Here is a 25,620-nt window from a genome sequence, read left to right as displayed (position 1 = left end):
ACCCGAAAGGAACACCATGACCACCCGCTACCTCCGCCTCGGCGCCGTCGGCATCGTCGCCGCGGTCGGCCTGACCGCCTGCGCCGGCAACACCACGACGGGCTCCACCCCTGCCGAGTCGTCGGCTCCCGCCGCCGAGAAGGTCTCACTGCAGTACCTGCACCGACTGCCCGACGGCGAAGGCATGACGAAGATCGCCGACATCGTCGCCAAGTGGAACGCCGAGCACCCGGACATCCAGGTCGAGGCCACCAAGTTCGACGGCCAGGCCGCCGAGATGGTCAAGAAGCTCGAGAACGACGTCAAGGCCGACAGCGCCGCCTGCCTCGCGCAGGTCGGCTACGCCGAGGTCCCGTCGCTCTACACCAAGGGGCTGCTCGAGGACGTCACCGCCGAGGCCGCCAAGTACACGGCCAACTTCTCCGAGGGCGCGCAGGGTCTCATGAAGGTCGGCGACATCTCCGTCGGCCTGCCGCAGGACACCGGGCCGCTCGTCTACTACTACAACAAGGCTGAGTTCGAGAAGCTCGGCCTCGACGTCCCCACCACCGCCGACGAGCTGGTCGCCACCGCCGCGAAGGCCGCCGAGCAGGGCAAGTACATCACCGCGTTCCAGCCCGACGAGGCCCAGTACTGGCTCGCCGCGCAGTCCGCCGCCGCGGGCGCCACCTGGTACACCGTCGAGAACGACGCCTGGAAGGTCAACGTGACCTCGGAGGAGACCGCGAAGGTCGCCGACACCTGGCAGCAGATGCTCGACGCCAAGACCACGCTCGTCGAGAACCGCTGGGGCGACGGCTTCAAGGCCGCCCTGATCGACCAGTCGCTGATCGGCACGGTCGGCGCCGCCTGGGAGGCCCCGCTGCTCGCCGGCGACATGGCCGGATCCGACAACGAGGGCCAGTGGGCCGTCACCCAGCTGCCCATGTTCGCCACGCAGCAGATGACCGGCCCCGACGGCGGTTCCGGCGTCGCGGTCATGAAGGGCTGCGACCACCCGGCCCAGGCCATGGAGTTCAACAACTGGCTGAACACCCAGATCGACGACCTCGCCACGCAGGGCCTCGTCGTCGCCGCCAAGGGCACGGTCACCACGCCCGAGTCGGTCAGCGACTTCTACGGCGGCCAGGACGTCTTCGCCGAGCTCGCCGCCGCGAACGACACGCTGAACCCGGCCTTCGGCTACATGCCGACCTGGCCGGCGATCGCCGACCCGATGGCGAAGGCCGCCGCGGCTGCCGGTGACGGATCGGGCAAGGTCGCCGACATCTTCACGGCGGCGCAGGACGCCTCGGTGTCGTCGCTCAAGGACGCCGGGCTCCCGGTCGCCTGATCATGACTACGAGTGTCGTCGACCGGGGAGCCGCTGCGCGCCCCGCGCAGACGCCCCGACGGGCGGGACGCGCCGCGTCCCGCCCGGGTCGGCGGCGCACCGTGCTGGCCGGATGGGGTTTCCTGGCCCCGTTCGCCATCCTCTTCGCGTTCTGCTTCCTGATCCCCATCGGGGTCTCGATCTACCAGTCCTTCTTCCGGGGCGTCGCCTCGGGAGGCGGGCTCTACGGCGGCGGCGAGCTGGTCAACCAGTTCGTCGGCTTCGAGAACTACGTCCACTACGCCACGAGCAGCGCCTTCTGGGCGGGCATGGGGCGGGTGTTCCTGTTCGGCATCGTCCAGGTGCCGTTGATGATCCTCTCGGCGCTGGGGCTGGCGCTCCTGCTCGACTCGGCGTCGGTCCGCCGGGTCGCGGGGTTCCGGCTCGGCTACTTCCTGCCGTACGCGGTGCCGGGCGTCGTCGCGGCGCTGATCTGGACGTACATGTACAACCCGCAGTTCTCGCCGATCAACCAGGTGCTCGGACTGTTCGGGGGGCACATCGACTTCTTCGCGCCCAACATCATCCTGTGGTCGATGGCGAACATGACCACCTGGACGTTCACCGGCTACAACATGCTGATCTTCCTGGCGGCGCTGCAGTCGATCCCGCACGAGCTATACGAGGCGGCCCGCATGGAGGGCGCCTCCGAGTGGACGATCGTGTGGGCGATCAAGGTGCCGCTGGTGCGCAACGCCATGCTGCTTGCCGTGCTGCTGTCGATCATCGGCACCGTCCAGCTGTTCAACGAGCCGACGGTGCTGCAGGCGGTGAACCCGTGGATGGGCGCCGACTACACGCCGATGATGATGGCCTACAACACGATGATGGGCGGCCTGTCGCCGTCGGGTGACGGCCCCGCGTCGGCCATCTCGATCCTGATGGCGCTGATCGCCGGCGTGCTCGCCGTCGGCTACGCCCTGCTGCAGAAGAAGGCCGACTGATGTCCCGCAAGCTTGCGACCCTCCCCGACGGCACGACGTACCGCCCGTCGGACGGCGGACTGCCCCGGTCCCTGCGGCCGAAGCGGGTCGTCACCGTCGTGACGATCGTGGTGCTGGTCGTCGCGCTGCTGTACTTCCTGGCGCCGATCTACTGGCTGGTCATCACGTCGACCAAGTCGAACGGTGACATCGTCACCAGCAACGGGTGGTGGTTCGCCGCGAACAACACCGTGCAGAACTACGTCGAGCTGATGGGCTGGACGCAGCAGATGTTCTGGCGCTGGGTCGCCAACTCGGTGTTCTACTCCGCGACGGCCGGCGTCGTCGGGACGCTGGTGTCGGTGGCCGCCGGGTACGGGCTCGCGAAGTTCGCGTTCCCGGGTCGCGGGGCGGTGCAGGTGGTCATCATGGCCGGGCTGCTGCTGCCCATCGCGCTGCTGACCATTCCGCTTTACGTCGTGTTCCACGCCATCGGGCTGACCAACACCATCTGGGCGGTCATCATCCCGTCGTGCGTGAGCCCGTTCGGCGTGTTCCTCGGCAGGGTCTACGCGCAGTCGTCGGTGCCGGACGAGATCATCGAGTCGGCGCGCCTGGACGGGGCCGGCGAGATCCGCATCTTCTTCGGCATCGTGCTCAAGCTGCTGGCGCCGGCGATGGTGACGATCTTCCTGTTCATCTTCGTCGCCACCTGGAACAACTTCCTGCTGCCGCTGATGATGCTCAACTCCCCGGAACTCAAGCCCGTCACGCTGGGCCTGTACGGGATGATGAGCTACTTCAACCCGCAGTACGGCGCGGTCCTGCAGGGCGCCCTGCTGGGCGTGGTCCCGCTGATCATCCTGTTCCTGGGGCTGCAGAAGCAGTGGCAGTCGGGCCTGGCCGCGGGTGCTGTGAAGGGCTGAGGTCCGGCGCCCCGTCGTGCACGGTTCCGGTCGGTAGTCCGACCGGAACCGTGTACTGCTCTGCCCGCTCGGCGGCGCTCCCCGTCGCTCCCGCCTCCCGTGCCGCCTCCCATGCCGCCTCACATCCCGAAAATCGTTCAGTGGTCGATTCTCCCCGGTCCGGTGTCGAGAATCGTTCACAGGGTGGCGCCCCTCGGCGGGCAGTGAGAGAGCGACTCCAGGCGGTGTGCGCTCTTCGTCGTCGGACCGGGGAGAAGTGAGCAGTGCCCGAAATTCGGGACTGTGGGGTCTTTGGAGGGGAGAGGCGACGGGTGACGGAGGGGTGGCGACGTGCGGGGCAGCTGTGAGAGCGTCTTGCGTGCACAACTGTGGCCTGGTCCGGAGCACGTCGCCTATGTCCGGGTGCTCCGGACCAGGCCACTTCTGTGCACTGATGGGCGTCGGGTTCGGGTCGCTGCGTGCTCCGCGGCCCGGGTTTCCGAGGGTCGGCAGCGCACCGTCGCGCATGGCAGCGCTTGGCAGGCACCGTAGCCCTCAACCGTGAGCGGACGCTTGGCGACGGGTCGGTGAACGGTTTTCGCTGGCAGACCGAGGAGAATCGACCACTGAACGGTTTTCGGAGGCGGGGATGACAGCGCGACGGAGCAGCGCCCGGTTCTCGGGAGCGGTGGCCGACGGGCGAGTCGGATCAACCCAGCGGGATGCGGCCCTTGAGTTCGGAGGCGCGGATGGAGCGGGCCGACGTGTCGCCGATCAGCTTCTTAGCCTTGTCGGTCGACTCCCACACGTTCCACAGCAGTACGCCGCGGACGTGCCCGTCGAGCAGGTAGTAGATGACGCCCGACGACAGGTCCGGGGTGAAGTCCTCGACGGTGGCGTACGACGAGTCGATCTCGCCGACGGCCTCGTACCCGTAGTCGAACAGATCCGACCAGAAGATGGGCGTGTAGTTGTAGGCCTTGAGCGTTTTCCGCCTCGTCGCGGCGACCATGTTGCGGCCGGCACGCGCGCCCTGGTGCTCGGCGTTGTCGACGTGCTCCACGCGGCGCATCTCGAGCAGGGCGTCGGGGTAGTGGGCGACGTCGCCCGCCGCCCAGATGCCGGGCACGCTGGTGGAGAGGTACTCGTCGACGACGATGCCGCCGTCGGTCTTGAGGCCGGCGCACTCGGCGAGCTTGATGTTCGGCGTGACGCCGATGCCGAAGACGACGTAGTCGGCGGTCAGCGTCGCGCCGGCCTCCGTCTCCAGCCGCACGCCGCCGTCGTCGGTGGCCGTGCCAGACATGACCCGCGCACCCGCCTTCACCGTCACGCCGCGCGACCGGAACGTCTCCGTGACCCGCTTGGCCAGGTCCGGCGGGAACAGGTTCGACTGCACCGTCCGGGTCGGGATCACCAGCGTCACGGCAACGTCGTTCGACGCGAGCGCCGCGGCCAGTTCCGCGCCGATGTATCCGCCCCCGACGACCACGGCCTTCGAACCGGGCTGAGCGACGTCGCGGAGCCGCCGGTAGTCATCGACGGTGCGGTAGTAGAAGACGCGGTCGCCGGGAGGCAGCGTCGGCAGCGTCCGGGGGCTGGCGCCGGTGGCCAGCAGCAGCTGCCCGTAGCCGATCTGCTCCGCGTTCGACAGGCTCACCACCTGCGTCTGGGGGTGGAGCCGCGTCGCCGCGACGCCCGTGATCAGCTCGACCCCGTCGTCGTCGCCGAGGAGCCAGCCGTCGTCGAGGCTGGTGGAGTCGTCGAGCCAGAGGCTCTTGGAGAGGTTCGGCCGGTAGTACGGACCGTCCGGCTCCCGCCCGATGATGCCGACGCTGGCCGACGGGTCCCGCTCGCGGATGGCCCTGGCCGCGGCGGCCGCGGCCACGCCCGCTCCCACGATGAGATGGTCGAATCTCTCGCTGTGTGTCATCGCTGCTCGCCTCCACCGTTGCCTCAGCCCATCGACAGTGTCGCCCTTCGACGGTTCATGCCTGTGCGCTCGCCGGCCCAGTGGGTCGGCGCCGTCGGCCGAGTGGAAAGCGTCGGCGTGGCCTGACCGTCGCTCCGAGATCGGGGCACTGCCCACTTCTCCCCGGTCCCCTGCCGAGGATCGTTCAGAACCTCGGCACGGGGAGGAGTGAAGCGGCGAAGTGGTGGGCGATTCTCGTGACCGGACCGGGGAGAAGCGGGCACTGCACGATTTTCGGAGTGTGGTGGCTGCTCATGACGAGGATGGGAGACGACGAGGCCGGGAGACGCCGAGGCCGGGCGACGGGGTGCCCGTCGCCCGGCCTGAGCGTGTGCCGAACTCGATCGTTGCAGTGTCAGCCCTCGATCCTGACGGCCCTGCCGGAGGCAGCCGACTCGCCGGCCGCCTGCGCGATGACAAGGGCCGCGACGCCGTCGGAGACCGTGGGGGAGACGGGCGCGCCGTCGACGATCGCGTCGATGAAGGCCGTCAGCTCGTTGCGGTAGGCGGCCGCGTAGCGCTGCAGGAAGAAGTTCTGGTACGGATCCTGCGATCCGGAGAACTCCGCCTTGTTGAGGTGCAGCGTCGTGTCGCGCCAGTTGTCCATGGACACCGACCCCTCGGACCCGTGCACCTCGAGGCGCTGGTCGTAACCCGTTACGCAGCGACGCTGGTTCGTGATCGACGCGACGGTGCCGTTCTTCCCGCGCAGCAGGATCATGGCGGCGTCGAAGTCCCCCGTGTCCTTCAGCTCGGGCAGGGTCTGCTGGCCGAACGCGACGACCTCCTCGATGTCGCCCAGGAAGAACCGGGCCTCGTCGAAGTCGTGGATACTCATGTCCTTGAACAGGCCGCCCGAGACCGCGACGTACGACGCCGGGGGAGCCGATGGGTCCCGCGCGACGATCACGACCTGCTCGACGTCGCCGATCTTCCCGGCGTCGACGAGGTCCTTCGCGCCACGGATCGACGGGTCGTAGCGGCGCTGGAAGCCGACCATGACGGGCGGGTGCTCGAACGTGGCGAGCTCGGCGTCCAGCGCGCGGGCCTCCTCGACGTCCTTCGCGACGGGCTTCTCGACGAGGACAGCCTTGCCGGAGCGGGTCGCGCCCAGCACGTGCTCGGCGTGCAGCGGGGTGGGGGAGCCGACGATGACCGCGTCGACCTCGGTGTCGGCGAACACGTCAGCCGCATCCTTGTAGGCCTTGGCGCCGTAGACGGCGGCCAGGTCCTCGGCCGCGGTGCCCATGGGGTCACACACGGCCACGAGCGTGGCCTTCGGGTGCGACGCGACGGACTCTGCGTGGACGCGGCCGATACGGCCCGCGCCGATGATGGCTACTCGAAGCATGTCTTGCATTCCTTGTGGGTCAGGGGGCCGGGACGATGATGTCGCGGACCAGGCGGTCGAGGTCGGCGTCGGCCTCGAGGAACTGGCGCAGGGTCTTGCGGGTGGGGCCGAAGTCCTCGAACTCCTCGATGCTCATGCCGTCCTCGTCGTAGGCGCGCACGAAGTCGGGGATGCGGCTCAGCTGCTCCAGGTAGTACGGGCTGACCGGCTCGTTGATGCGGTCCAGCACCACCTCGTAGTCGGAGGCGTTGATGATGGTCTGCCACTTGAACGGCGGCGACACGACGAGATCGCCACCGACGACCTCGGACCACTGCAGCACGTTGCGGAACGCGGCGGCCAGCACCCGGGAGCGGAAACCGCGCTCCTGGAAGATGGCGTAGGCGCGCTTCATGGCGGCGACGCCGGCCCACTCGAGTGCGGACGGATCGATGAAGATCTTGTCGCGGGCGACGACGTGCTTCAGCCAGTCGTCGAGCCTGCCGACCATGATCGTGACGACGGGGCCCATGCGGGACACGTCGTGGCCGGCGGCCTCACGACGCTGCAGTCCACGCTCGATCGCCTCGGCGGCGCGGACGGCCTGCGGCACGGAGAAGGACACCGTCACGTTGATGCTGACGCCGCGGGACGTGGCGTCCTCGATGGCCTCGAGCCCGGTCTTCGTCGCGGGGATCTTCACGACGATGTTGTCGGCGAGGTTGTGGAACTCCTCCGCCTGGTCGGCCAGCGCCTTGGCGTCGCGGTGGAAGCGGGGGTCGGTCTGCACCGAAAGGCGGCCGTTGCGGCCGTTGTGCTCATCGAAGATGGGCTTGAGCAGCGCCGCAGCCTCCTTCGACATGTCCTTGACGGCCTGCCAGCCGATGGCGGACTCGCCCCAGGTCGGGTGGTCCGCGGCGATCTGCTCGATGCGGGGCGCCCACACGTCGAGGTGCTGGCTGATCGTGGTGTACGCGATCACCGGGTTGCACGTGGCCCCGACGCCGCCGAAGGCGATGGACTGACGCAGCTCGTCGAGGTCCGACGAGTCATTCCACAGTGCCGTTGCCGTGCTCTGGGCGGCGGTCAGCAGTGGGCCGGGGGTAAAGGTGATGTCTGGCATTCAGAGCTCCTGGTTCCAACGGTTACGGCGACGGTGCCGCGAGTCGATGGACCCAGTTAAGCGCAATGTCTATCCAAGGTCAAGTATTTGTGCGTACATATACCGGGCGAAGCGGCCGGGGCTCAGCTCGTGAACAGCGAGAAGCGGAACGAGTAGCGGCTCGGCCGGTAGACATGGTTGCCCACCTCGACGGCCCGACCCTCAGCCGTGCGGCCGACGCGGTGCATCGTCAGGAGCGGGGCGCCGGCCTCCTCGCCCAGCGTCTTGGCCTCCTCCGCGGTGGCGCCCCGGGCGCCGATCTCCTGCGTGGCCGCCGCGATGGAGATGCCGTGGTCGGCCAGGCACTGGTAGAGGCCCTTGCTGCCTAGGTCCTGCCACGTCGGGGCGATGTCCAGCGGGATGAGGTTCGTGAGGATCGCGAGCGGATGGTCGTCGGCGAACCGCAGGCGGCTCACCTCGAGTACGCCCTCGTCGGGGCCGAGCCCGAGCTGCTCCGCCTCGAGCGGTGTGGCCTCGCGCACCTGGTAGTTCAGCACTCGCGTGGTGGGGGCGAAGCCTGCCTCGACAAGGTCCTCGTTCAACGACGACAGCTTCATCGGCCGGTGCACGTGTGGCGGGGTGACCCGCGTGCCGACGCCGCGGCGTCGGGAGAGCAGCCCTTTGTTTGCGAGCTCCTGCAGGGCGCGGCGCGCGGTCGGCCTTGCCACGTCCAGCCGGCTCGCCATCGAGACCTCGTCCTCGATCATGGACCCGGCGGAGAGTTCCCCGGACAGGATCGCCGCCTCGATGGGGGCGGCGATCTGCTCGTACAGGGGCGTGGCCGACGCGCGATCGATCACGATGCGCGGCGCGTAGATGTCTTCCATGGGTCTCCCCCTGCCGGTGGTGCGCGACCGGGGGGCGTCGCTGGCCAGGTCCGGTGCGATCCACACTATACAGGCAATACTCCGTGCATGTCAGTACAAAGAGTTGACCATGTGAGTCCCATTTGGCAGACTGGCGGCGACATAGGAGGTCTTCAAAGTGGATGACTCGCAGGTTCCGCAGGTGCTGGTCGTCGGTCGATGCAGCGTTGACCTGTACCCGTTCGAGGTGGGCGTGCGCCTGGAGGACGTCGCGTCCTTCGGCAAGTACCTCGGCGGCTCCGCGACCAACGTCGCCGTCGCCTGCGCCCGCTACGGGCACCGCGTCACCGCGCTGACGGGAGTGGGCGACGACCCCTTCGGTCGGTTCGTCATCAACGAGCTCGAGCGCTTCGGGGTCGACGCATCGCACGTCGTCGTCAACCGCCGCTTCAACACCCCCGTCACGTTCTGCGAGATCTTCCCGCCCGAGAACTTCCCCCTCTACTTCTACCGCCAGCCGACGACCCCCGACCTGGAGATTGCGCCGGGGGATCTGCCGGACCTCGACCGCTACGAGATCATCTGGCTGACCGGCACCGGCCTGGCTGTCGAGCCCTCCCGCTCCGCGCACCACGCGATCCTCGCGGCCCGCCGTGACGCGACGGTCGTGCTCGATCTCGACTACCGCGAACGCTTCTGGATCGGTGAGTCCACGCCTCGACGCGTCTTCTCCGACGTCCTCGGTTCCGTCGACGTGGCCATCGGCAACGTCGAGGAGTGCCGCATCGCGACGGGGGAGACGGAGCCTGAGCGGGCAGCCGACGCGCTCCTCGACGCCGGCGTGTCCATCGCCATCGTGAAGCAGGGAGGCTACGGAACCCTGGCGAAGAGCAGCACCGAGCGGGTCTTCGTGCCCGCGACCCACATCGACGTGCTGAACGGCCTCGGGGCGGGCGATGCCTTCGGCGGAGCCGTGTGCCACGGCCTGCTGTCGGGCTGGGATCTCGGCGAGACCATCGCCTTCGCCTCCGCGGCCGGCGCGATCGTCGCGTCCCGCATCGCCTGCGCCCCCGCCATGCCCACCGACGACGAGGTGCGTGCACTCATCGCTCAGCATCCGGAGGTCGCAGACGACGTCGAGGTGTGGCGCAGATGACCATCAATGCCCGTGTGACAAGGAGGTTCGCGTGAGCGACAACGACAAGTATGTGTTCAGGGCAGGCAGCACCGAACACGGCAGGTTCGAGACCGACGTCGACCAGGCGCGAGCCGGCTGGCAGTGGTGCGCGATCCGCGTGCTCAGCCTGCGTGCCGGCGAGACGGAGGCCTTCTCCACCGGCGACGACGAGCTGCTGGTCCTGCCGCTCGAGGGCGGGTGCATCGTCGAGGTGGACGGCATCGCCTACGAGCTGGACGGCCGCGCCGAGGTGTGGACGGCCATCACGGACTACCTCTACATCCCGCGCGGCACGGACGTGACCATCTTCTCGGCCCAGGGAGGGAGGTTCGCGCTGCCAGCCTCGCGCGCGACCTCCGACCATCCGGTGCGCTACTGCCCGGCGACCGACGTCGCCACGGGCCTGCGGGGCACGGGCAACTGCTCGCGCCAGGTCAACAACTACGCCCTCGGCAACGCGGTGAGCACCTCGCATCTGCTCGTCTGCGAGGTTCTGACCCCCGGCGGCAACTGGTCGAGCTACCCGCCGCACAAGCACGACGAGCACACCGACGTCGAGCGCGTGCTGGAGGAGATCTACTACTACGAGATCCGGCCGGGTCGAGGCGAACTACCCGGCATGGCGCTGCAGCGCATCTACCCGTCGCCCGCCGGGGACATCGACGTCTGCACCGAGGTCCACAGCCGCGACGTCGTGGTCATGCCCTACGGGTACCACGGTCCGTCGGTCGCCGCCCCCGGCTACGACCTCTACTACCTCAACGTCATGGCGGGCCCGGCCGAGGACGCCACCTGGCTCATGACCGACGACCCCCACCACACCTGGATCCGGGACACCTGGGACGACGCCGTCGTCGACCCCCGGCTCCCCATGACCCCCCTCAACCCTCAGGAGTGAACATGAGCGAAACCGTGCGACTGACCGTGGGTCAGGCGACGATCCGCTTCCTCGTCAACCAGTTCGTCGAGGTCGACGGAGAATCCAGGCGGCTCATCGCCGGCGCCTACGGCATCTTCGGCCATGGCAACGTGGCCGGCATCGGCCAGGCGCTGCTGCAGAACGAGATCGACCCGACCCCCGACGGCGGCGAGATGCCCTACATCATGGGCCGCAATGAGCAGGGCATGGTCAACGCCGCCGCGGCATTCGCGAAGCAGACCAACCGGCAGCAGACCTGGATGTGCACCGCCTCCATCGGACCCGGCTCGCTGAACATGGTCACCGGCGCCGCCGTCGCGACGTCCAACCGCCTTCCCGTGCTGCTGTTCCCCTCGGACCAGTTCGCCAGCCGCAACCCCGACCCGGTCCTGCAGCAGATCGAGGACCCCGTCTCGATGCTCACCGCCGCGACGGACTGCTTCCGTCCGGTCTCGAAGTTCTTCGACCGCATCACCCGCCCGGAGCAGCTGATCCCGTCCCTCCTGGCGGCCATGCGCGTCCTCACGGATCCTGCCGACACGGGTGCCGTCGTCGTCGCGCTGCCGCAGGACGTGCAGGCTGAGGCGTTCGACTACCCGAAGGAGTTCTTCGCCCCGCGTACCTGGCGGATCCGTCGGCCCGCTCCCGAGCCCGTGGCGATCGAGCGCGCCGCCGAGATCATCCGCGGAGCCGAGCGGCCCCTGGTGGTCGCCGGTGGCGGCGTGGTCTACTCGCTGGCCGACGAGCAGCTGTGCGCCTTCGCCGCGGCCACCGGCATCCCCGTCGCCGACACGCAGGCAGGCAAGGGTGCCATCAACTTCGACCACCCCTGCGCGGTCGGCGGCGTCGGCTCCACCGGCGCGAAGTCCGCCAACGTGCTGGCCGAGCAGGCCGACGTCGTGATCGGCATCGGCACCCGCTACTCCGACTTCACCACGGCCTCGCACACGCAGTTCAAGAACCCGGATGTGAAGTTCGTCAACATCAACGTCGCGGCCTTCGACGCCTACAAGAACTCCGCGGAGACCGTCGTCGCCGACGCCCGCGAGGCACTTGTCGCGCTCACCTCGGCCCTGGAGGGCCACCGCGTCGCCGACGCGTACTCCCAGGAGATCGCGGGGCTCCGCGACGAGTGGGCCGCCATCACGCACGAGTGCTACCACCTGGGCCACGGCCCGCTGCCCGCGCAGACCGAGGTGTTCGGCGCCCTCAACGAGCTGATGGGCGATGACGACGTCATGATCAACGCCGCCGGCTCCATGCCCGGCGACCTGCAGTGTCTCTGGCAGGCCCGGAAGTCGTCGCAGTACCACGTCGAGTACGCCTTCTCCTGCATGGGCTATGAGATCCCCGCCGCGCTAGGCGTCAAGCTCGCCAGGCCGGACTCCGAGGTCGTCGCGATCGTCGGAGACGGGACGTACCAGATGCTCCCGATGGAGCTCGCGACGATTGTCCAGGAGCGCGTCAAGGTCATCTTCGTGCTGCTCCAGAACTACGGCTTCGCGTCCATCGGCGCGCTGTCGGAGTCGCACGGGTCGCAGCGCTTCGGCACCCGCTACCGCAGGGGCGACGACCACACCGCCGACGGCGACCTGCTGCCCGTCGACATCGCGGCCAACGCCGAGTCCTGGGGCATCACGGTGCTGCGCGTCAGCACCATCGCCGAGTTCAAGGACGCCTACGCGCAGGCTGTGGCCTCCCCGACGGCCGTGCTCATCCATATCGAGACCGACCTGATGGGCCCCAACCCGCCCGGCAGCAGCTGGTGGGAGGTCGCCATCTCCGAGGTCTCGCGGCTGGAGTCAACCCAGCGGGCCCGCGAGTGGTACGAGGGCGAGAAGCTCGCCCAGCGCCACTACCTGAACTGACGTCGCGCCGCCGCGACGCCATAGACCGGCCGGGGGTTCCGCGTTCCCCCGGCCACCCTCTCCACCCCTCATCCCAAGGAGAAAACCACATGAAGATCGCAGGAGCCCCCATCTCGTGGGGCGTGTGTGAGGTCCCCGACTGGGGCTACCAGATGTCCCCCGACCGCGTCCTGACCGAGATGCAGGAGATCGGCCTGACGGCCACGGAGTTCGGCCCGCAGGGCTGGCTCCCCGTCGACGCCGTCGAGCGCGCCGAGGTCGTCGGCCGGTTCGGGCTCAAGCCCGTCGGTGCCTTCTTCCTCGCCGTGATGCACGACCCGGGCTTCGACCCGATCCCGCAGGTCAACAAGGAGCTCGACGCGTTCGAGGCCGCCGGTGGCGAGTTCCTCGTCCTGGCAGCCGACTCCGGCCGTGACGGCTACGACGACCGCCCCGTTCTCGACGAGGAGGGCTGGCAGACGCTGTTCGCCAACCTCTCGCGCATCACCGAGGTCTGCGCCGCGCGCGGCGTCACCGCCACGCTCCACCCGCACTGGGGGACCATGGTCCAGAACGTCGACGAGGTCGAGCGTGTGCTCGACAACTCCACCGTCGGTCTCTGCCTCGACACGGGCCACCTGGCCGCCGGTGGCGCCGACGTCGTCGAGCTGGTCCGCCGCTACGCCGACCGCGTCGACATCGTGCACGCCAAGGACGTCGACAAGTCCCTGACCGACAAGCTGCTGCCGGGCGAGCTCACGTGGAGCCAGGGCATCAAGGCCGGCATGTTCACCCCGATCGGTCAGGGTGACATTGACTTCGCGACCATCGTCGGCCTCCTGAACGACGCCGGCTTCGACGGCTACTGGGTGCTGGAGCAGGACATCATGCTCGACGAGGAGCCCCCGGCCGACGGTGGCCCCGTCGCCAACGCCAAGGCGTCCTTCGAGGCGCTGGCCGCGCTGGCCTGAGCCGCAGCCACGACCCGTCGCTGACAAGGGACGTCCCAGGTAGATTCGCCTGGGGCGTCCCTTGCGCGTCCCGGCCACGGCGGGCCACCGCCGTCGGGTAGATCACAAAGACGATACAAAGTCATCAAATGTATTGACATGGATTCTCGGACGTTACTAGCATGACCGATGTGGTCAAGGGTGACCCGAATCAACTTGGAGGAATTTCGATGAAGAAGACTCTTCTCGCGGCACTGATGAGCACGACGCTCCTGTTCTCCGCGTGCAGCATGGGCGCGAGCGAGGACGGCTCGGGCTCGGCCAGTGGCGACGCGTCCGGCAAGGTCAAGGTCGGCGTGATCCTGAAGACCCTCTCCAGCGAGTACTGGCAGTACGTAGCGGCCGGCGTGAAGCAGGCGGAGAAGGACCTGGACGTCACGGTGTCCCTGCAGGGCCCGGCGTCCGAGACCGCCTACGACGAGCAGAACAGCATGCTCGAGACGATGCTGGCCGACAACTCGATCCAGGCCATGGTCGTCTCCCCGCTGCAGCCCGACTCTGTGGTCTCCGTGCTCGGCGACACCGAGAAGCCCATCGTGTTCGTCGACACCGACGCAGACTTCGACAAGAAGGTCTCCTACGTCGGCACCGGCAACGAGGCGGCCGCCAAGGCCGGCGGCGAGTACGCGGCCCAGGTCGCGGGCTCCGGCGCCAAGGCCGTCTGGATCGGCGGCGTGCAGGGCAACACCACCTCGGACGAGCGCGAGGCGGGCTTCACCGCCGGCCTCGAGTCCGGCGGCGTGACCGTCACCGTCAAGCAGTACGGCGAGGGCCTCGGCGACAAGGCCGCCTCCATCATGGAGAACGTCCTGACCTCCAGCCCCGACGTCTCGGTCGTCGTCACCAACAACGACGACATGGCCGCTGGCGCCGCCCGCTCCGTCCAGGCCGCGGGTAAGGACATGACGATCGTCGGGTTCGACGGCATCAAGGCCGGCGTGCAGAACGTCATCGACGGCACCGTCACCGCCACCGTCGCCCAGGACCCGTTCAACATGGGCTACAAGTCGGTCGAGGCCGCTGTCAAGGCCGCCAAGGGCGAGACGGTCGAGTCGTTCATCGACACGGGCTCCACGGTCATCACCAAGGAGAACGCCGAGGAGTACCTGACCAAGCTCAACGACCAGCTGGCCGGCTCCTGATCCTTCACCCCTGACAACCGTGACGCGGAGGGCCCGCCAACTAGGGCCCTCCGCGCCCACCCAGAAGTGGCAGTAGGGAATCAATCATGAGTACTCCAGTCGTCGAACTCCGGGACGTGACCAAGCGGTTCCCCGGCGTTGTGGCGCTCCGCGACATGGGCCTGACGGTCGAGCCCGGCGAGGTGCACGGTCTCATCGGCGAGAACGGCGCGGGCAAGTCGACCCTGATCAAGGTGCTGACCGGCGTCTACACGCCGGAGGAGGGCCAGATCATCGTCGAGGGCACCGAGCGCAGGTTCTCGGCCCCCAAGGACTCCCAGGAGGCGGGCATCGCCTGCGTCTACCAGGAGCTCAACATCGTCAAGCAGCTGTCGCTGACGGACAACATCTTCCTCAACCAGTACATCAAGACCGGCTCCGGGCTGCTCGACTACAAGGCCATGCATGCCAAGGCCACCGAGCTGCTGCAGTCGATGAGCATCGACGTCGACGTCACCAAGCCAGCCGCCGTGTTCGGCATGGGCGTCCTGCAGATGGTCGAGATCGCCAAGGCTCTCCTCACCGGGGCCAAGGTCATCATCATGGACGAGCCCACCTCCAGCCTCGGCGAGTCCGAGGTCGAGCAGCTCATCCGCGTGGTGCGCGAGCTCAAGGCGAGCGGCGTCGCGATCGTCTTCGTGTCGCACAAGCTCGAGGAGCTGTTCATCCTGTGCGACCGTGTCACGGTCATGCGCGACGGCAAGCACATCATCACGTCGCCGATCGAGGAACTCGACAACGACAAGCTGATCCGCGCCATGGTCGGCCGCAGCGTCGACAACCAGTTCCCGAAGGTGGAGACCACAGCCGGCGATGTCGCCGTCGAGTTCCGGGACGTCACCTCCGTCGGCACCATCAAGCACGTCAGCTTCGAGGCCCGCTACGGCGAGATCCTCGGCTTCGCCGGCCTTGTCGGCGCGGGGCGGACCGAGACGATGCGTGCGATCTTCGGCGACCTGCCCATCGACAGCGGTGAGGTGCTGCTGAACGGCAAGCCGGTCCGCATCTCGTCACCGCAGGATGCGGTGGGCAAGGGCATCGCCTTCGTCACGGAGGACCGTAAGGGGCAGGGTCTGGTGCTCAACCAGTCGATCTCCACGAACCTGATCCTCGCGTCGCTCGGCCGCGTCAAGAGCGGCATGCTGCTCGACAAGGCGAAGATCCGGCAGGTATCGGCCGACAGCATCGCCTCCATGCGCATCAAGACGCCCGACGCCGAGAACCAGGTATCGAAGCTCAGCGGCGGCAACCAGCAGAAGGTGGTCATCGGCAAGTGGATCAACTCCGACGCCGAGGTCTACCTCTTCGACGAACCCACCAGAGGCATCGACGTCGGTGCCAAGGTCGAGGTCTACAACATCATGAACAGGCTTGCCAGCGAAGGTAAGTGCATCATCATGGTCTCCTCCGAGCTGCCCGAGGTGCTGGGCATGAGCGACCGGGTGGTCGTCATGCGCGGCGGCGAGGTGATGGCCCAGATGCGGCGCGGAGAAGCCGACTTCAACGAGGACGACATCATGAAGGCTGCCTGGGGAGAACGGAAAGAACAACGATGAAGAACAACCCCCGCCTCGCGGCGATCGTCCGGGCGCTGGCTCCGCTGCTGGCGCTTGCGATCCTCGTCATCATCATGGCGGCGATCAGCCCCGAGTTCCGCACCGTGAACAACGGCATGAACATCCTGCGCCAGACGGCCGTCAACGGCTTCCTGTCCGCCGGCATGCTCGTGGTCCTGATCACGGCGGGCATCGACCTCTCGGTCGGCGCCAACGCGATCCTGAGCGCCTGCGTCATGGCGATGCTCATGACGACGTTCGGCGTCACCAACCCGATCCTGCTGCTCCTGTCCGCGCTGATCGTCGGCACGCTCGTCGGCATCGTCAACGGTCTCCTGCTCACCAAACTGAAGCTGCCGCACCCGTTCGTCTCCACCCTGGGCATGAAGTTCGTGCTGGCAGGTCTGGCGCTGTTCGTGGTCAGCACGCGCACCATCTCCGGCTTCCCCGATGCCGTGACCTGGCTAGGTTCGGCCGACTTCCTGCGCGGCGGCGGATTCAATGGCATCCCGGGCTCGTTCCTGGCGCTGATCATCACGTTCGTCGTCCTGCACATCGTGCTGAACCGCACCGCGCTCGGCCGGGCGATCTACTCGGTCGGCGGCAACCCCGAGGCAACGCGCCTGTCCGGCATCAACACAGACCGGGTCCTGACCACCGTCTACGGCCTGTCCGGATTCGTCAGCGCGCTGGCCGGCATCGTGATCGTCGGCCGCTCCGGCGTCGCGAACCCCTCGGCGGCGATGAGCGGCAACTACGAGACCGACGCGATCGCGGCCTGCATCATCGGCGGCGCCTCGTTCACCGGCGGCAAGGGCACCGTGTGGGGCACCCTGATCGGCTGCCTCATCATCGCGGTCATCCGCAACGGCCTGACGCTCATGAACGCGCAGTCCGACGTGCAGTTCATGGTCATCGGCGCCGTGATCATCGTCGCGGTCTTCATCGACGTGCGCCGCACGGCCTCCGAGGAGCGTCGCCGCCGCCTCGCCGCCGCCTGATCCACCACCAACACCCCCTCAGGGGCCAGTCGGAGATCCGGCTGGCCCCTTTCCATCACACCCAGCTGGAGGAGCTGTGAACCACGAACTGAGAGTCGGCATCATCGGCACCGGAGTCATGGGCCAGGACCATGCCCGGATCCTGAGCCGGAAGGTCGCCGGCGCCAGGCTGACGGCCCTGGCCGACGTCAACGAGGCGGGCGCCCGCGCCCTGGCCGGCGAGCTCGGCGTCGGCGACGTCTTCACCGACAGCACCGCGATGTTGGACTCGGGGCTCGTCGACGCCGTCATCATCGCGTCGCCGGACCGGCTGCACGCGGCCACGACGCTCGAGTGCCTGGAGCGGGGGCTGCCCGTGCTGTGCGAGAAGCCGCTCGCGCCCACCGTCGAGGAGGCGGCGCAGGTCGCGCAGGCGCACGCCGCGCTGGACCGGCCGCTGCTGAGCGTCGGGTTCATGCGCCGTTTCGACCCCGGCTACGTTGCGCTCAAGGGACGCATCGCGTCCGGCGTCGACGGTGCCCTGCTGATGACGCACTCGGTGCACCGCAACGTCGAGGCGTACCCCGGCAGCGACTCCGCCGCGACCATCACCAACTCCGCCGTGCACGAGATCGACATCCTGCCGTGGCTCACCGGCGAGAAGATCGTCGAGGTGCTCTGGGCCGCCGGGCGCACCACGTCGCTGCTCGCCGAGCGGCACGACCCGCAGCTGCTGCTGATGCGCGACGCGGGCGGGGTGCTGCACACCGTCGAGGTCCAGGTGCACGCGCAGTACGGCTACGACGTGCGGTGCGAGGCGGTGTGCGAGCGGGCCTCGGTCGAGCTGGCGGGCGCCCCGACGCTGGTCGACGGCGCCCCGCTGGTGGTCAGCTCCGGGCTGCAGCGCGCCACCGCGTACCCGGCCGACTGGCGGCCCCGGTTCGCGGAGGCCTACCGTGCGGAGCTCGCCGCCTGGGTCGCGGCATCCTCGGCCGGCACCGTCCCTGCGGAGGCCGCGACCGTCGAGGAGGCGCTGCGCACGACGCGCGTCGCGCTGGCGCTGGTTGAGTCGATGAACCGCGGCGGCTGGGTCGCCGTTGAGGGGGCGTGACATGCGCATCGGCCTGCTGACCGACTCGCTGTCGGCCTACTCCCTTGACGAGGTGGTGGACTCCGCCGAGGCGCTGGGTGTCTTCGAGCTGGAGTTCTGCACCGGCGGCTGGTCCCAGGCGCCGCACGTGGACGTGTTCGAGCTGGTCTCCGACGACGCGTTGCGCGCCGAGTTCGAGGCGAGGCTCGCCGACCGGGGCATGCGCATCTCCGCGCTGAACGCCAACGGCAACCAGCTGCACCCGGTCACCGGGCCGCAGGTCGACGCGGTCGTCCGGGCGACGGTCGAGCTGGCGTCGCTGCTCGAGGTCCCCACCGTCGTGCTGATGTCCGGCCTGCCCGGTGGTGCGGCGGGGGAGCGGACGCCGAACTGGATCACCACCTCGTGGCCACCGGAGACCCAGACGATCCTCGACTACCAGTGGAACGAGGTCGCGCTGCCGTACTGGGCGGGCCTGGCCGAGCTGGGGCGCAGCCGGGCGGTGCGGTTCGCCGTCGAGATGCACGGTCAGCAGCTGGTCTACAACGCGTCGTCGCTGCTCAGGCTGCGCCGCGAGGTGGGCGACATCGTCGGGGCGAACCTGGACCCGTCGCACCCGATGTGGCAGGGCGCGGACCCGCGGCAGCTGGCCAGGGCCCTGACCGGGGCGATCCACCACGTCCACGCCAAGGACGCCCGGCTGCAGCACCCGCAGGTCGACGTCGACGGCGTGCTCGGCACGCAGCCGCCCGAGGAGGCCGCCGAGCGGCCGTGGAACTACGTGACGCTGGGGCAGGGCTACCCCGGCGGTCAGCAGTTCTGGGCGCAGTTCCTGGCTGATCTGCGCGCGGCCGGCTACGACGGCGTGCTGAGCATCGAGCACGAGGACGTGCTCATGGACGCCCTCGAGGGTGTCGAGCAGTCCGTTGCGCTGCTGCGCTCCGTACTGCCATCGAAGCCGCCGAGCTGGCGGCCGGCCGAGATCTGACGACGGGGCGCCCGCCGCCGGGCGGGCGCCCCGTCGGGTCAGACGATCTCGTCGAGCCTGACGCTGCGGTGCTGCTCGCGCGAGAGCTTGCAGGCCAGCGCGATCCGCAGCGCCTCGACGGCGTCGGCGGCGGTGCAGATGCTCGGCAGCCCGCGCACCGGGTTGCGCAGGAAGTGGTCGAGCTCACGCTCGTAGCAGGGGAGGAACCGCTCGATGAAGTCGTCCCACGGCGCCTCGGGCGGGAACTCGACGCCGTCCTCGGTCGAGCGGAACGGCACCTTGTTGTCGAGGCCGACGTTCGCGGTGCCCGCGGTGCCCATCAGGTCGAGGCGGACCTCGTAGCCCTGGCCGTTGTAGCGCGACGAGTGGACGGTGCCCAGCGTCCCGTCGTCGAAGGTGAGGACGGTGACGGCCTCGGACACGTCGTTCGCGGCGGCGAAGGCGTCGGACCCGCGCGCGGCGCCGACCGAGTAGACCTCGACGACCTCGCGCCCGGTCACCCAGCGCAGGATGTCGAAGTCGTGGACGTTGGCGTCGACGAAGATGCCGCCCGAGCCGGGGATGAACTGGTCGGCGGGCGGGAACTGGTCGGCGGTGAGGGCGTGCACGCGGCGCAGCTCGCCGAGCTCGCCGGACTCGAGAAGCTGCTTCGCGCGGGTGTAGCCGACGTCGAGGCGGCGCTGGAAGCCGATGTGGTGCGGCAGGCCCGCGGCCTCCAGGGCGTGCTGCGCGGCGCGGGCCTCGGCGAGGTCGAGCGCGATGGGCTTCTCGCAGTAGGTGGGAATGCCGGTCGCGGCGGCACGGATCAGGAGCTCGGAGTGGGTGTTGGTCGCCGTCGCGATGACGATGGCGTCGAGGCCCAGCGGGTTGGACGGGTCGAAGACGGCGTCCACCGTCGAGCTCACGCAGCCCAGCTCGTCGGCCGCGCGGGAGGCGCGGGCCGAGTCGGCGTCGGCGAGCACGAGTCGCCCGACGAGGTCGTGGTGGGCGAGCAGGCGGGCGTGCATGATGCCGATGCGGCCGATGCCCACCAGAGCGACGGTGCTCGGGGTCAGCTCGGTATCCATACTGGCTCCTTTGTCAGAACATTGATACCCCTCAGGCTAGGTGCCTCTCGCTTGGCGCGTCAAGGAGTTTGGGGGTGATCGCGATTCCATGGTCGGCACCCCGTTGTCCTGGGTGACTTGACCTGTTATTGTTCTAACAAAGCTTCGCTGATCGGCACACCGGCGCGCCCGGCAGGCGAGGCACCAGAACAAGGAAGGCAAGGGTTATGACCCAGACCACCACGGCGACCCGGACCATCACGCACTGGATCGGCGGCGCCCCCTACACCGGCGACCCCGCCGGCCGGATCCCCGTCGAGAACCCGGCGACCGGTCAGGTCGAGGCGGAGCTGCTCGCCGCCAGCCGCGCGGACCTTGACCATGCGGTCAACGTCGCCCGTGAGGCGCAGGCGAAGTGGGGACGCGCGTCGCTCGCGAAGCGCACCGCCATCATGTTCAAGATGCGCGAGCTCGTGCTGGCGAACTCCGACGAGCTGGCCCGTTCGATCGTCGCCGAGCACGGCAAGGACTACAGCGACGCGCTGGGCGAGATCCAGCGCGGCCGCGAGACCCTGGACTTCGCCTGCGGCATCAACGCGGCCCTGAAGGGCAACCAGTCCTACGACATCTCCTCGGGCGTCGACATCGTGTCGCTGCGGCAGCCCATCGGCGTCGTCGCGGGCATCGCACCGTTCAACTTCCCGATCATGGTGCCGATGTGGATGCACCCGATCGCGCTGGCCGCTGGCAACGCCTTCATCCTGAAGCCCGCCTCCCCGACGCCCACTGCTTCGATGCTCATCGCACGGCTCTACCAGGAGGCCGGCCTGCCCGACGGCCTGTTCAACGTGGTCGCCGGCGGCCGTGACACCGTCACCGACATCCTCGAGCACCCCGGCATCAACGCGGTCTCCTTCGTCGGCTCGACGCCCGTCGCGCGGATCATCATGGAGAAGGGCACTGCTGCAGGCAAGCGCGTGCAGGCACTCGGCGGCGCGAACAACCACGCCATCGTGATGCCTGACGCCGACCTCGAGTTCGCCGCCCAGCACATCTCGGCCGCCGCCTTCGGCGCGGCGGGGGAGCGGTGCATGGCGCTGCCCGTCGTCGTCGCCGTCGGCGGCATCGGACCGAAGCTGGCCGAGATGGTCAAGGCCAATGCCGTGAAGATCAAGGTCGGCTACGGCATGGACGAGGGCGTGCAGATGGGCCCGGTCATCTCCCGCGCGGCGCGGCAGCGCATCACCGGCCTGATCGACGACGCCGAGCAGCGTGGGGCCTCCGTCGTGCTCGACGGCCGCGGCCACACCGTCGACGGCTACGAGGACGGCTTCTGGCTCGGCCCGACGATCCTCGACGACGTGCCCCTCGAGGCCCCCGTGTACCACGAGGAGGTCTTCGGCCCGGTCCTCACCGTCGTCCACGCCGACAACTACGCCGAGGCCATCAAGATCGTGAACTCGTCGCCCTTCGGCAACGGCGCGGCGATCTTCACCAACGACGGCGGCGTCGCCCGCCGCTTCGAGCTGGATGTCGAGGCGGGGATGGTCGGCATCAACGTCCCGATCCCCACCCCGGTGGCCTACTACTCCTTCGGCGGCTGGAAGGACTCGCTGCTGGGCGACCTCCACATCCACGGCCCGGAGGGACTCCAGTTCGTCACGAAGCTCAAGGCCGTCACCAGCCGGTGGCCCTCGGAGCGCGGAGCCTATGCCGCGACGATGAGCTTCCAGCGCGAGGAGTAGAACGGACGTGTGGGGCGCGGCCGATCCCTCCGCGCCCCACCCCCTTACGGTCCCGCAGCCGGAAGGTTCTAGAACCCTTCGCTGCGCTCAGGGCGTTTCGACAGGCTCAACGATCCGGTTCCCTGAGGGCAAGCCGGTTCCCTGAGCCCCACCGGTTCCCTGAGCCCAACCCGGTTCCCTGAGCTTGTCGAAGGGCCCCGAAGCGCAGCGAGGGGTCGGTCCCGCCGAAAATCGACCAGTGCCCGCTTCTCCTCGGTCTGGTCACGAGTTTCGTTCATCGCCTCGACGGGTTGGGTGCGGTCGACGGAGTCGGTGGTTTCCGTCGAGAATCGACCAGTGCCCGCTTCTCCCCGGTCTGGTCACGAGAATCGCCCAATGCCTCTCCGGTCCCGCGCCGTCGACGCTGGTGCCACCCTCGGAGGATCGACCAGTGCCCGCTTCTCCTTGGTCTTGCGACGAGTTTCGTTCACCTCCTCGTCCGGGCAACCACCGTCGTCGCGGGCGCGCACCGTCGACAAGCGTGCAGTGCCCACTTCTCCCCGGTCCGGCGACGAGATTCGCCCAGCGCCTGCCTGACCAGTCGCCGACGGGGTGGTCGCCGTTGCGGCGTATGCGAAGCTTGATCCTGTGAATCCCCTGGTGCTGACCTTCCCGGACTTCGACCCCGTCGCCATCAACATCTTCGGGCTGAAGATCCACTGGTACGCGATCATGTACATCCTCGCGTTCGCGATGGCGTACGGGCTGATGCGGGTGCGGCTGAAGAAGGAGCCCTACCGCTCGATCACGCGCCCGAAGGCATGGGGGCCGACCGACATTGAGGACCTGCTGCTTGCGGCGATCGTCGGCGTGCTGGTGGGCGGCCGACTCGGCTACTGCTTCTTCTACCAGCCCGAGAAGTATCTCGCGGCCCCGCTGGAGATCTTCAAGCTGTGGGACGGCGGTATGAGCTTCCACGGCGGCGCGATCGGCGTCGCGCTGGGCATCGCCTGGTACGCGTGGCGGAACCACCGCCCGTTCCTGCAGGTCGCGGACTTCCTGGTCCCCGCGGCGCCCATCGGGCTGGCGGCCGGGCGGTTCGGCAACTTCATCAACGGCGAGCTGTGGGGTCGCGAGGCCCCCGAGTGGCTGCCCTGGGCGATGATCTTCCCAACTGGCGGCGACGTGCCGCGGCACCCGTCGCAGCTCTACCAGATGCTGCTCGAGGGCGTGCTGCTCTTCATTCTCCTGTGGATCTACGCGCGGAAGCCGCGCTACCGCGGCCAGGTCGCGGGTTTCTTCCTGGCCGGGTACGGCATCTTCCGGTTCATCGCCGAGTACTGGCGCGAGCCCGACGAGTACCTCGGTCTGCTCGGCCTCGGGTTCAGCATGGGGCAATGGTTGTCGATCCCGATGATCGTGATCGGGATCGCGCTGTTCGTGTGGTCGTGGAAGCGTGGCGTGAGCGACGTCGAGGAGCCTGTGGACAACACTGGGGACAGTGGTGGAGACCCCTTGGCGGAAACAGCCTTGGAAACTCCCTCGGCAACCGACGCTGACGGCGTCCCGGAGCCGGAACAGGCCGACGACGAGGACGACCCGACGGGAAAGTCGGCCTCAACAGGCCAGTAGTATCCACGCCATCCCCAGCTGTGGATAACTCGATTACACAAGATTCTCAGGTCACGCTCAGGATGGTGTCTGACTAGGGGCTTTGTGTAGCCTCCGAGAGTGTTTGGGTCTGTGGGTAACGATGTGGATGACGGGAGGTGTGCTATGGGGACTGTGGGTGACCCGTTGGTCCTCTTCGACGGGGACTGCGGCTTCTGCACGCGTGCGGTGGGGTTCATGACGGGCCGCGCGGTCCGGGCGGACGTCTCTGCAGAGCCCCTGCAGCGGGTGGACCTCCCCTCGCTCGGCCTCACTGTGGACAAGTGCCTGGAGACGCTGCATGTCGTCGACGAGGGTGCGGTGTTCACCGGGAGCGACGCGATCGCCCGCATCCTTCGTACGGGGAGGCCCCCCTGGCCGCTCGTGGGACGACTCCTGACGCTGCCCGGAGTGCGGCACGTGGCCGGCGCGGCCTACGACCTCGTCGCCCGGAACCGCCACCGCCTCCCGGGCGGGACGTCCGCCTGCGAACTCTGACGCCCGCCCCTCCCGGGCCGCTCTCCCGCGTGCGCGCCTCGCCGGCCGCTGGGGGAGCGATGAGCACGACACACTTGTCGTCGCGAGAAACGGCCCATTCCGGCCGGAATCCCGCGATGGGCAGGAGGATCGGCTCATTCCCTATATGTATAGACAATGAGGATGTTTGAGACTTACAATTGCCTCAGACGGCGCAGAGTCGCGCCGCACCCAGGCATGGAGGCGCCGATGACCATCGAGATCCCCGAAATGATGAAGGCCGCGGTGTTGCGCGACCCCGCCGCAGGGCTGCGTGTCGAGGAGATCCGCACACCGCGCCCGAAGGAGGGGGAGGTACTCGTCAGAGTCTCCGCCTGCGGGATGTGCCACTCCGATCTGCACGTCCTCGGGGGTGCCATCGCGTTCCCGATGCCATGTGTGCTCGGCCATGAGGTGGCCGGAGAGGTCGTGGAGGTGGGCCCGCACCATGGACAGCCGACCGTGGCGGTCGGTGACCGCGTCGCCGGAGCCTTCCTGATGCCGTGCGGACGCTGCGAGTCGTGCGCCGCTGGCCGCGACGACCTCTGCGTGCCCTTCTTCACCATGAACCGGCTGCGTGGGCGCCTCTACGACGACACGACGCGCCTGCTCGACGTCGACGGGTCGCCGATCTGGATGTACTCGATGGGCGGGCTGGCGCAGTACTGCGTGATCCCGTCGACGTCGGTGACCGTGCTGCCCGACGGGATCGACCCGGTGGCCGGCGCGATCCTCGGCTGTGCAGCGATGACGGCATACGGGGCGGTGCGCCACGGCGGCGACGTCAGGTTCGGCGACTCGGTCGCTGTCGTCGCCACCGGTGGTGTCGGATCGAACGTGATCCAGATCGCCCGAGCGTTCGGCGCCAGTCAGATCATCGCGATCGACATCGCCGACGACAAACTCGACGATGCGATGCGCCTCGGGGCGACGGCCGCGGTGAACTCCTCCACGTCGGACGCCAGGACGGAGGTCCTCGCGCTGACCGGTGGGCGCGGCGTCGACGTCGCCTTCGAGGTGCTCGGCCGGCCGGAGACCTGGACGACGGCGCTGACGGTGGTCCGCGACGGCGGGCGGATGGTCCCGATCGGGCTGGGCGCCGGAGTCCAGACCGCCGGGGTGGAGATCAACCAGACGGTCCGCCGATCCCAGTCGATCGTCGGGTCGTATGGCGCGCGCACCCGGCACGACCTGCCGCGCGTGGTGGACATGGCCGCGAAGGGCCAGATCGATTACCGCGGGATCGTGAGTCGACGGTTCGCACTCGAGGATGTCGCCGAGGGGTACACGTTGCTGCGCCACGGGGAGATCCGCGGCCGCGCAGTTATCGACATGTCGCTCTGACCGACGCCCCAGGCCGCAATGAGCACATCCTCCTGCTCGTCGGCGATTTCGGGCCGAAAACGACCGATTTCGGCGACGACAAGTGTGTCGTGCTCATCGCGCCCCACCGGACCGGCGCGGGC

The 25,620-nt window shown here is 68.6% G+C and carries 21 protein-coding genes; 16 read left to right on the top strand and 5 right to left on the bottom strand.

Annotation, left to right across the window (positions count from 1 at the left end; genetic code table 11):
* Positions 1-16: 16 nt before the first annotated feature.
* Genes KDB89_RS14200 through KDB89_RS14190 form a run of 3 tightly spaced genes read left to right on the top strand, consistent with a single transcriptional unit; the run spans position 17 to position 3,221 of the window.
* On the top strand, positions 17-1,333 hold the full coding sequence (locus KDB89_RS14200; RefSeq protein WP_219082126.1) for an ABC transporter substrate-binding protein: 1,317 nt from the start codon (positions 17-19) through the stop codon (positions 1,331-1,333).
* A 2-nt stretch (positions 1,334-1,335) separates the two neighbouring features.
* Positions 1,336-2,316: a carbohydrate ABC transporter permease gene (locus KDB89_RS14195; protein WP_219082124.1), complete on the top strand. Its 981-nt coding sequence runs from the start codon at positions 1,336-1,338 to the stop codon at positions 2,314-2,316.
* The gene (locus tag KDB89_RS14190; protein WP_439654889.1) at positions 2,313-3,221 is read left to right on the top strand and encodes a carbohydrate ABC transporter permease; all 909 of its coding nucleotides are present in this window, start codon (positions 2,313-2,315) and stop codon (positions 3,219-3,221) included. Before KDB89_RS14195 ends, KDB89_RS14190 begins: the two co-directional genes overlap by 4 nt.
* Before the next feature lie 688 nt (positions 3,222-3,909).
* Here KDB89_RS14190 and KDB89_RS14185 read toward each other — a convergent pair.
* From KDB89_RS14185 to KDB89_RS14170, 4 genes are all read right to left on the bottom strand, one after another.
* The gene (locus KDB89_RS14185; RefSeq protein WP_219082120.1) at positions 3,910-5,133 is read right to left on the bottom strand and encodes an NAD(P)/FAD-dependent oxidoreductase; all 1,224 of its coding nucleotides are present in this window, start codon (positions 5,131-5,133) and stop codon (positions 3,910-3,912) included.
* Positions 5,134-5,527: 394 nt separating this feature from the next.
* Positions 5,528-6,523, bottom strand: a complete 996-nt coding sequence (iolG, locus tag KDB89_RS14180; protein WP_219082118.1) for an inositol 2-dehydrogenase — start codon at positions 6,521-6,523, stop codon at positions 5,528-5,530.
* A 19-nt stretch (positions 6,524-6,542) separates the two neighbouring features.
* Positions 6,543-7,625, bottom strand: coding sequence for a transaldolase family protein (locus tag KDB89_RS14175; RefSeq protein WP_219082116.1), 1,083 nt, complete (start codon positions 7,623-7,625; stop codon positions 6,543-6,545).
* Positions 7,626-7,747: 122 nt separating this feature from the next.
* Positions 7,748-8,491 carry a GntR family transcriptional regulator gene (locus tag KDB89_RS14170; protein ID WP_219082114.1) on the bottom strand — a complete coding sequence of 248 codons (744 nt, stop codon included), beginning with the start codon at positions 8,489-8,491 and terminating at the stop codon, positions 7,748-7,750.
* Positions 8,492-8,648: 157 nt separating this feature from the next.
* On the opposite strand from KDB89_RS14170, the gene iolC reads away from it, so the two are divergent.
* From iolC to KDB89_RS14125, 9 genes are all read left to right on the top strand, one after another.
* Positions 8,649-9,626: a 5-dehydro-2-deoxygluconokinase gene (gene iolC, locus KDB89_RS14165; RefSeq protein ID WP_219082112.1), complete on the top strand. Its 978-nt coding sequence runs from the start codon at positions 8,649-8,651 to the stop codon at positions 9,624-9,626.
* Between the two features lie 31 nt (positions 9,627-9,657).
* On the top strand, positions 9,658-10,545 hold the full coding sequence (iolB, locus tag KDB89_RS14160; RefSeq protein ID WP_219082110.1) for a 5-deoxy-glucuronate isomerase: 888 nt from the start codon (positions 9,658-9,660) through the stop codon (positions 10,543-10,545).
* A 2-nt stretch (positions 10,546-10,547) separates the two neighbouring features.
* Complete coding sequence (iolD, locus tag KDB89_RS14155) at positions 10,548-12,434, top strand: 3D-(3,5/4)-trihydroxycyclohexane-1,2-dione acylhydrolase (decyclizing) (protein ID WP_219082108.1); 1,887 nt, start codon at positions 10,548-10,550, stop codon at positions 12,432-12,434.
* 89 nt (positions 12,435-12,523) lie between these two features.
* Complete coding sequence (locus tag KDB89_RS14150; RefSeq protein ID WP_219082106.1) at positions 12,524-13,384, top strand: sugar phosphate isomerase/epimerase family protein; 861 nt, start codon at positions 12,524-12,526, stop codon at positions 13,382-13,384.
* A 209-nt stretch (positions 13,385-13,593) separates the two neighbouring features.
* Positions 13,594-14,565, top strand: coding sequence for a sugar ABC transporter substrate-binding protein (locus tag KDB89_RS14145; protein ID WP_219082104.1), 972 nt, complete (start codon positions 13,594-13,596; stop codon positions 14,563-14,565).
* An 86-nt stretch (positions 14,566-14,651) separates the two neighbouring features.
* On the top strand, positions 14,652-16,160 hold the full coding sequence (locus KDB89_RS14140; protein ID WP_219082102.1) for a sugar ABC transporter ATP-binding protein: 1,509 nt from the start codon (positions 14,652-14,654) through the stop codon (positions 16,158-16,160).
* Positions 16,157-17,161, top strand: a complete 1,005-nt coding sequence (locus KDB89_RS14135) for an ABC transporter permease (protein WP_219082100.1) — start codon at positions 16,157-16,159, stop codon at positions 17,159-17,161. Before KDB89_RS14140 ends, KDB89_RS14135 begins: the two co-directional genes overlap by 4 nt.
* A gap of 76 nt (positions 17,162-17,237) precedes the next feature.
* Complete coding sequence (locus KDB89_RS14130; protein ID WP_219082098.1) at positions 17,238-18,251, top strand: Gfo/Idh/MocA family protein; 1,014 nt, start codon at positions 17,238-17,240, stop codon at positions 18,249-18,251.
* 1 nt (position 18,252) lies between these two features.
* Positions 18,253-19,218: a sugar phosphate isomerase/epimerase family protein gene (locus tag KDB89_RS14125; RefSeq protein ID WP_219082096.1), complete on the top strand. Its 966-nt coding sequence runs from the start codon at positions 18,253-18,255 to the stop codon at positions 19,216-19,218.
* Between the two features lie 38 nt (positions 19,219-19,256).
* Here KDB89_RS14125 and KDB89_RS14120 read toward each other — a convergent pair whose 3' ends face one another.
* Positions 19,257-20,285, bottom strand: a complete 1,029-nt coding sequence (locus tag KDB89_RS14120; protein ID WP_219082095.1) for a Gfo/Idh/MocA family protein — start codon at positions 20,283-20,285, stop codon at positions 19,257-19,259.
* A gap of 206 nt (positions 20,286-20,491) precedes the next feature.
* On the opposite strand from KDB89_RS14120, the gene KDB89_RS14115 reads away from it, so the two are divergent.
* The 4 genes from KDB89_RS14115 (at position 20,492) to KDB89_RS14100 (ending at position 25,498) form a co-directional block, all read left to right on the top strand.
* Positions 20,492-22,009, top strand: a complete 1,518-nt coding sequence (locus KDB89_RS14115; RefSeq protein ID WP_219082093.1) for a CoA-acylating methylmalonate-semialdehyde dehydrogenase — start codon at positions 20,492-20,494, stop codon at positions 22,007-22,009.
* 627 nt (positions 22,010-22,636) lie between these two features.
* Positions 22,637-23,620: a prolipoprotein diacylglyceryl transferase gene (lgt, locus tag KDB89_RS14110; protein WP_219082091.1), complete on the top strand. Its 984-nt coding sequence runs from the start codon at positions 22,637-22,639 to the stop codon at positions 23,618-23,620.
* 144 nt (positions 23,621-23,764) lie between these two features.
* On the top strand, positions 23,765-24,136 hold the full coding sequence (locus KDB89_RS14105; RefSeq protein ID WP_219082088.1) for a thiol-disulfide oxidoreductase DCC family protein: 372 nt from the start codon (positions 23,765-23,767) through the stop codon (positions 24,134-24,136).
* A 228-nt stretch (positions 24,137-24,364) separates the two neighbouring features.
* Positions 24,365-25,498, top strand: coding sequence for a zinc-binding dehydrogenase (locus KDB89_RS14100; RefSeq protein WP_219082086.1), 1,134 nt, complete (start codon positions 24,365-24,367; stop codon positions 25,496-25,498).
* Positions 25,499-25,620: the final 122 nt, after the last annotated feature.

The sequence above is a fragment of the Tessaracoccus palaemonis genome (assembly GCF_019316905.1).
Classification (GTDB): domain Bacteria; phylum Actinomycetota; class Actinomycetes; order Propionibacteriales; family Propionibacteriaceae; genus Arachnia; species Arachnia palaemonis.
The sequence above is the reverse complement of the archived record's forward strand: the minus strand, read 5'-3'. Positions and strand labels throughout refer to the sequence as shown.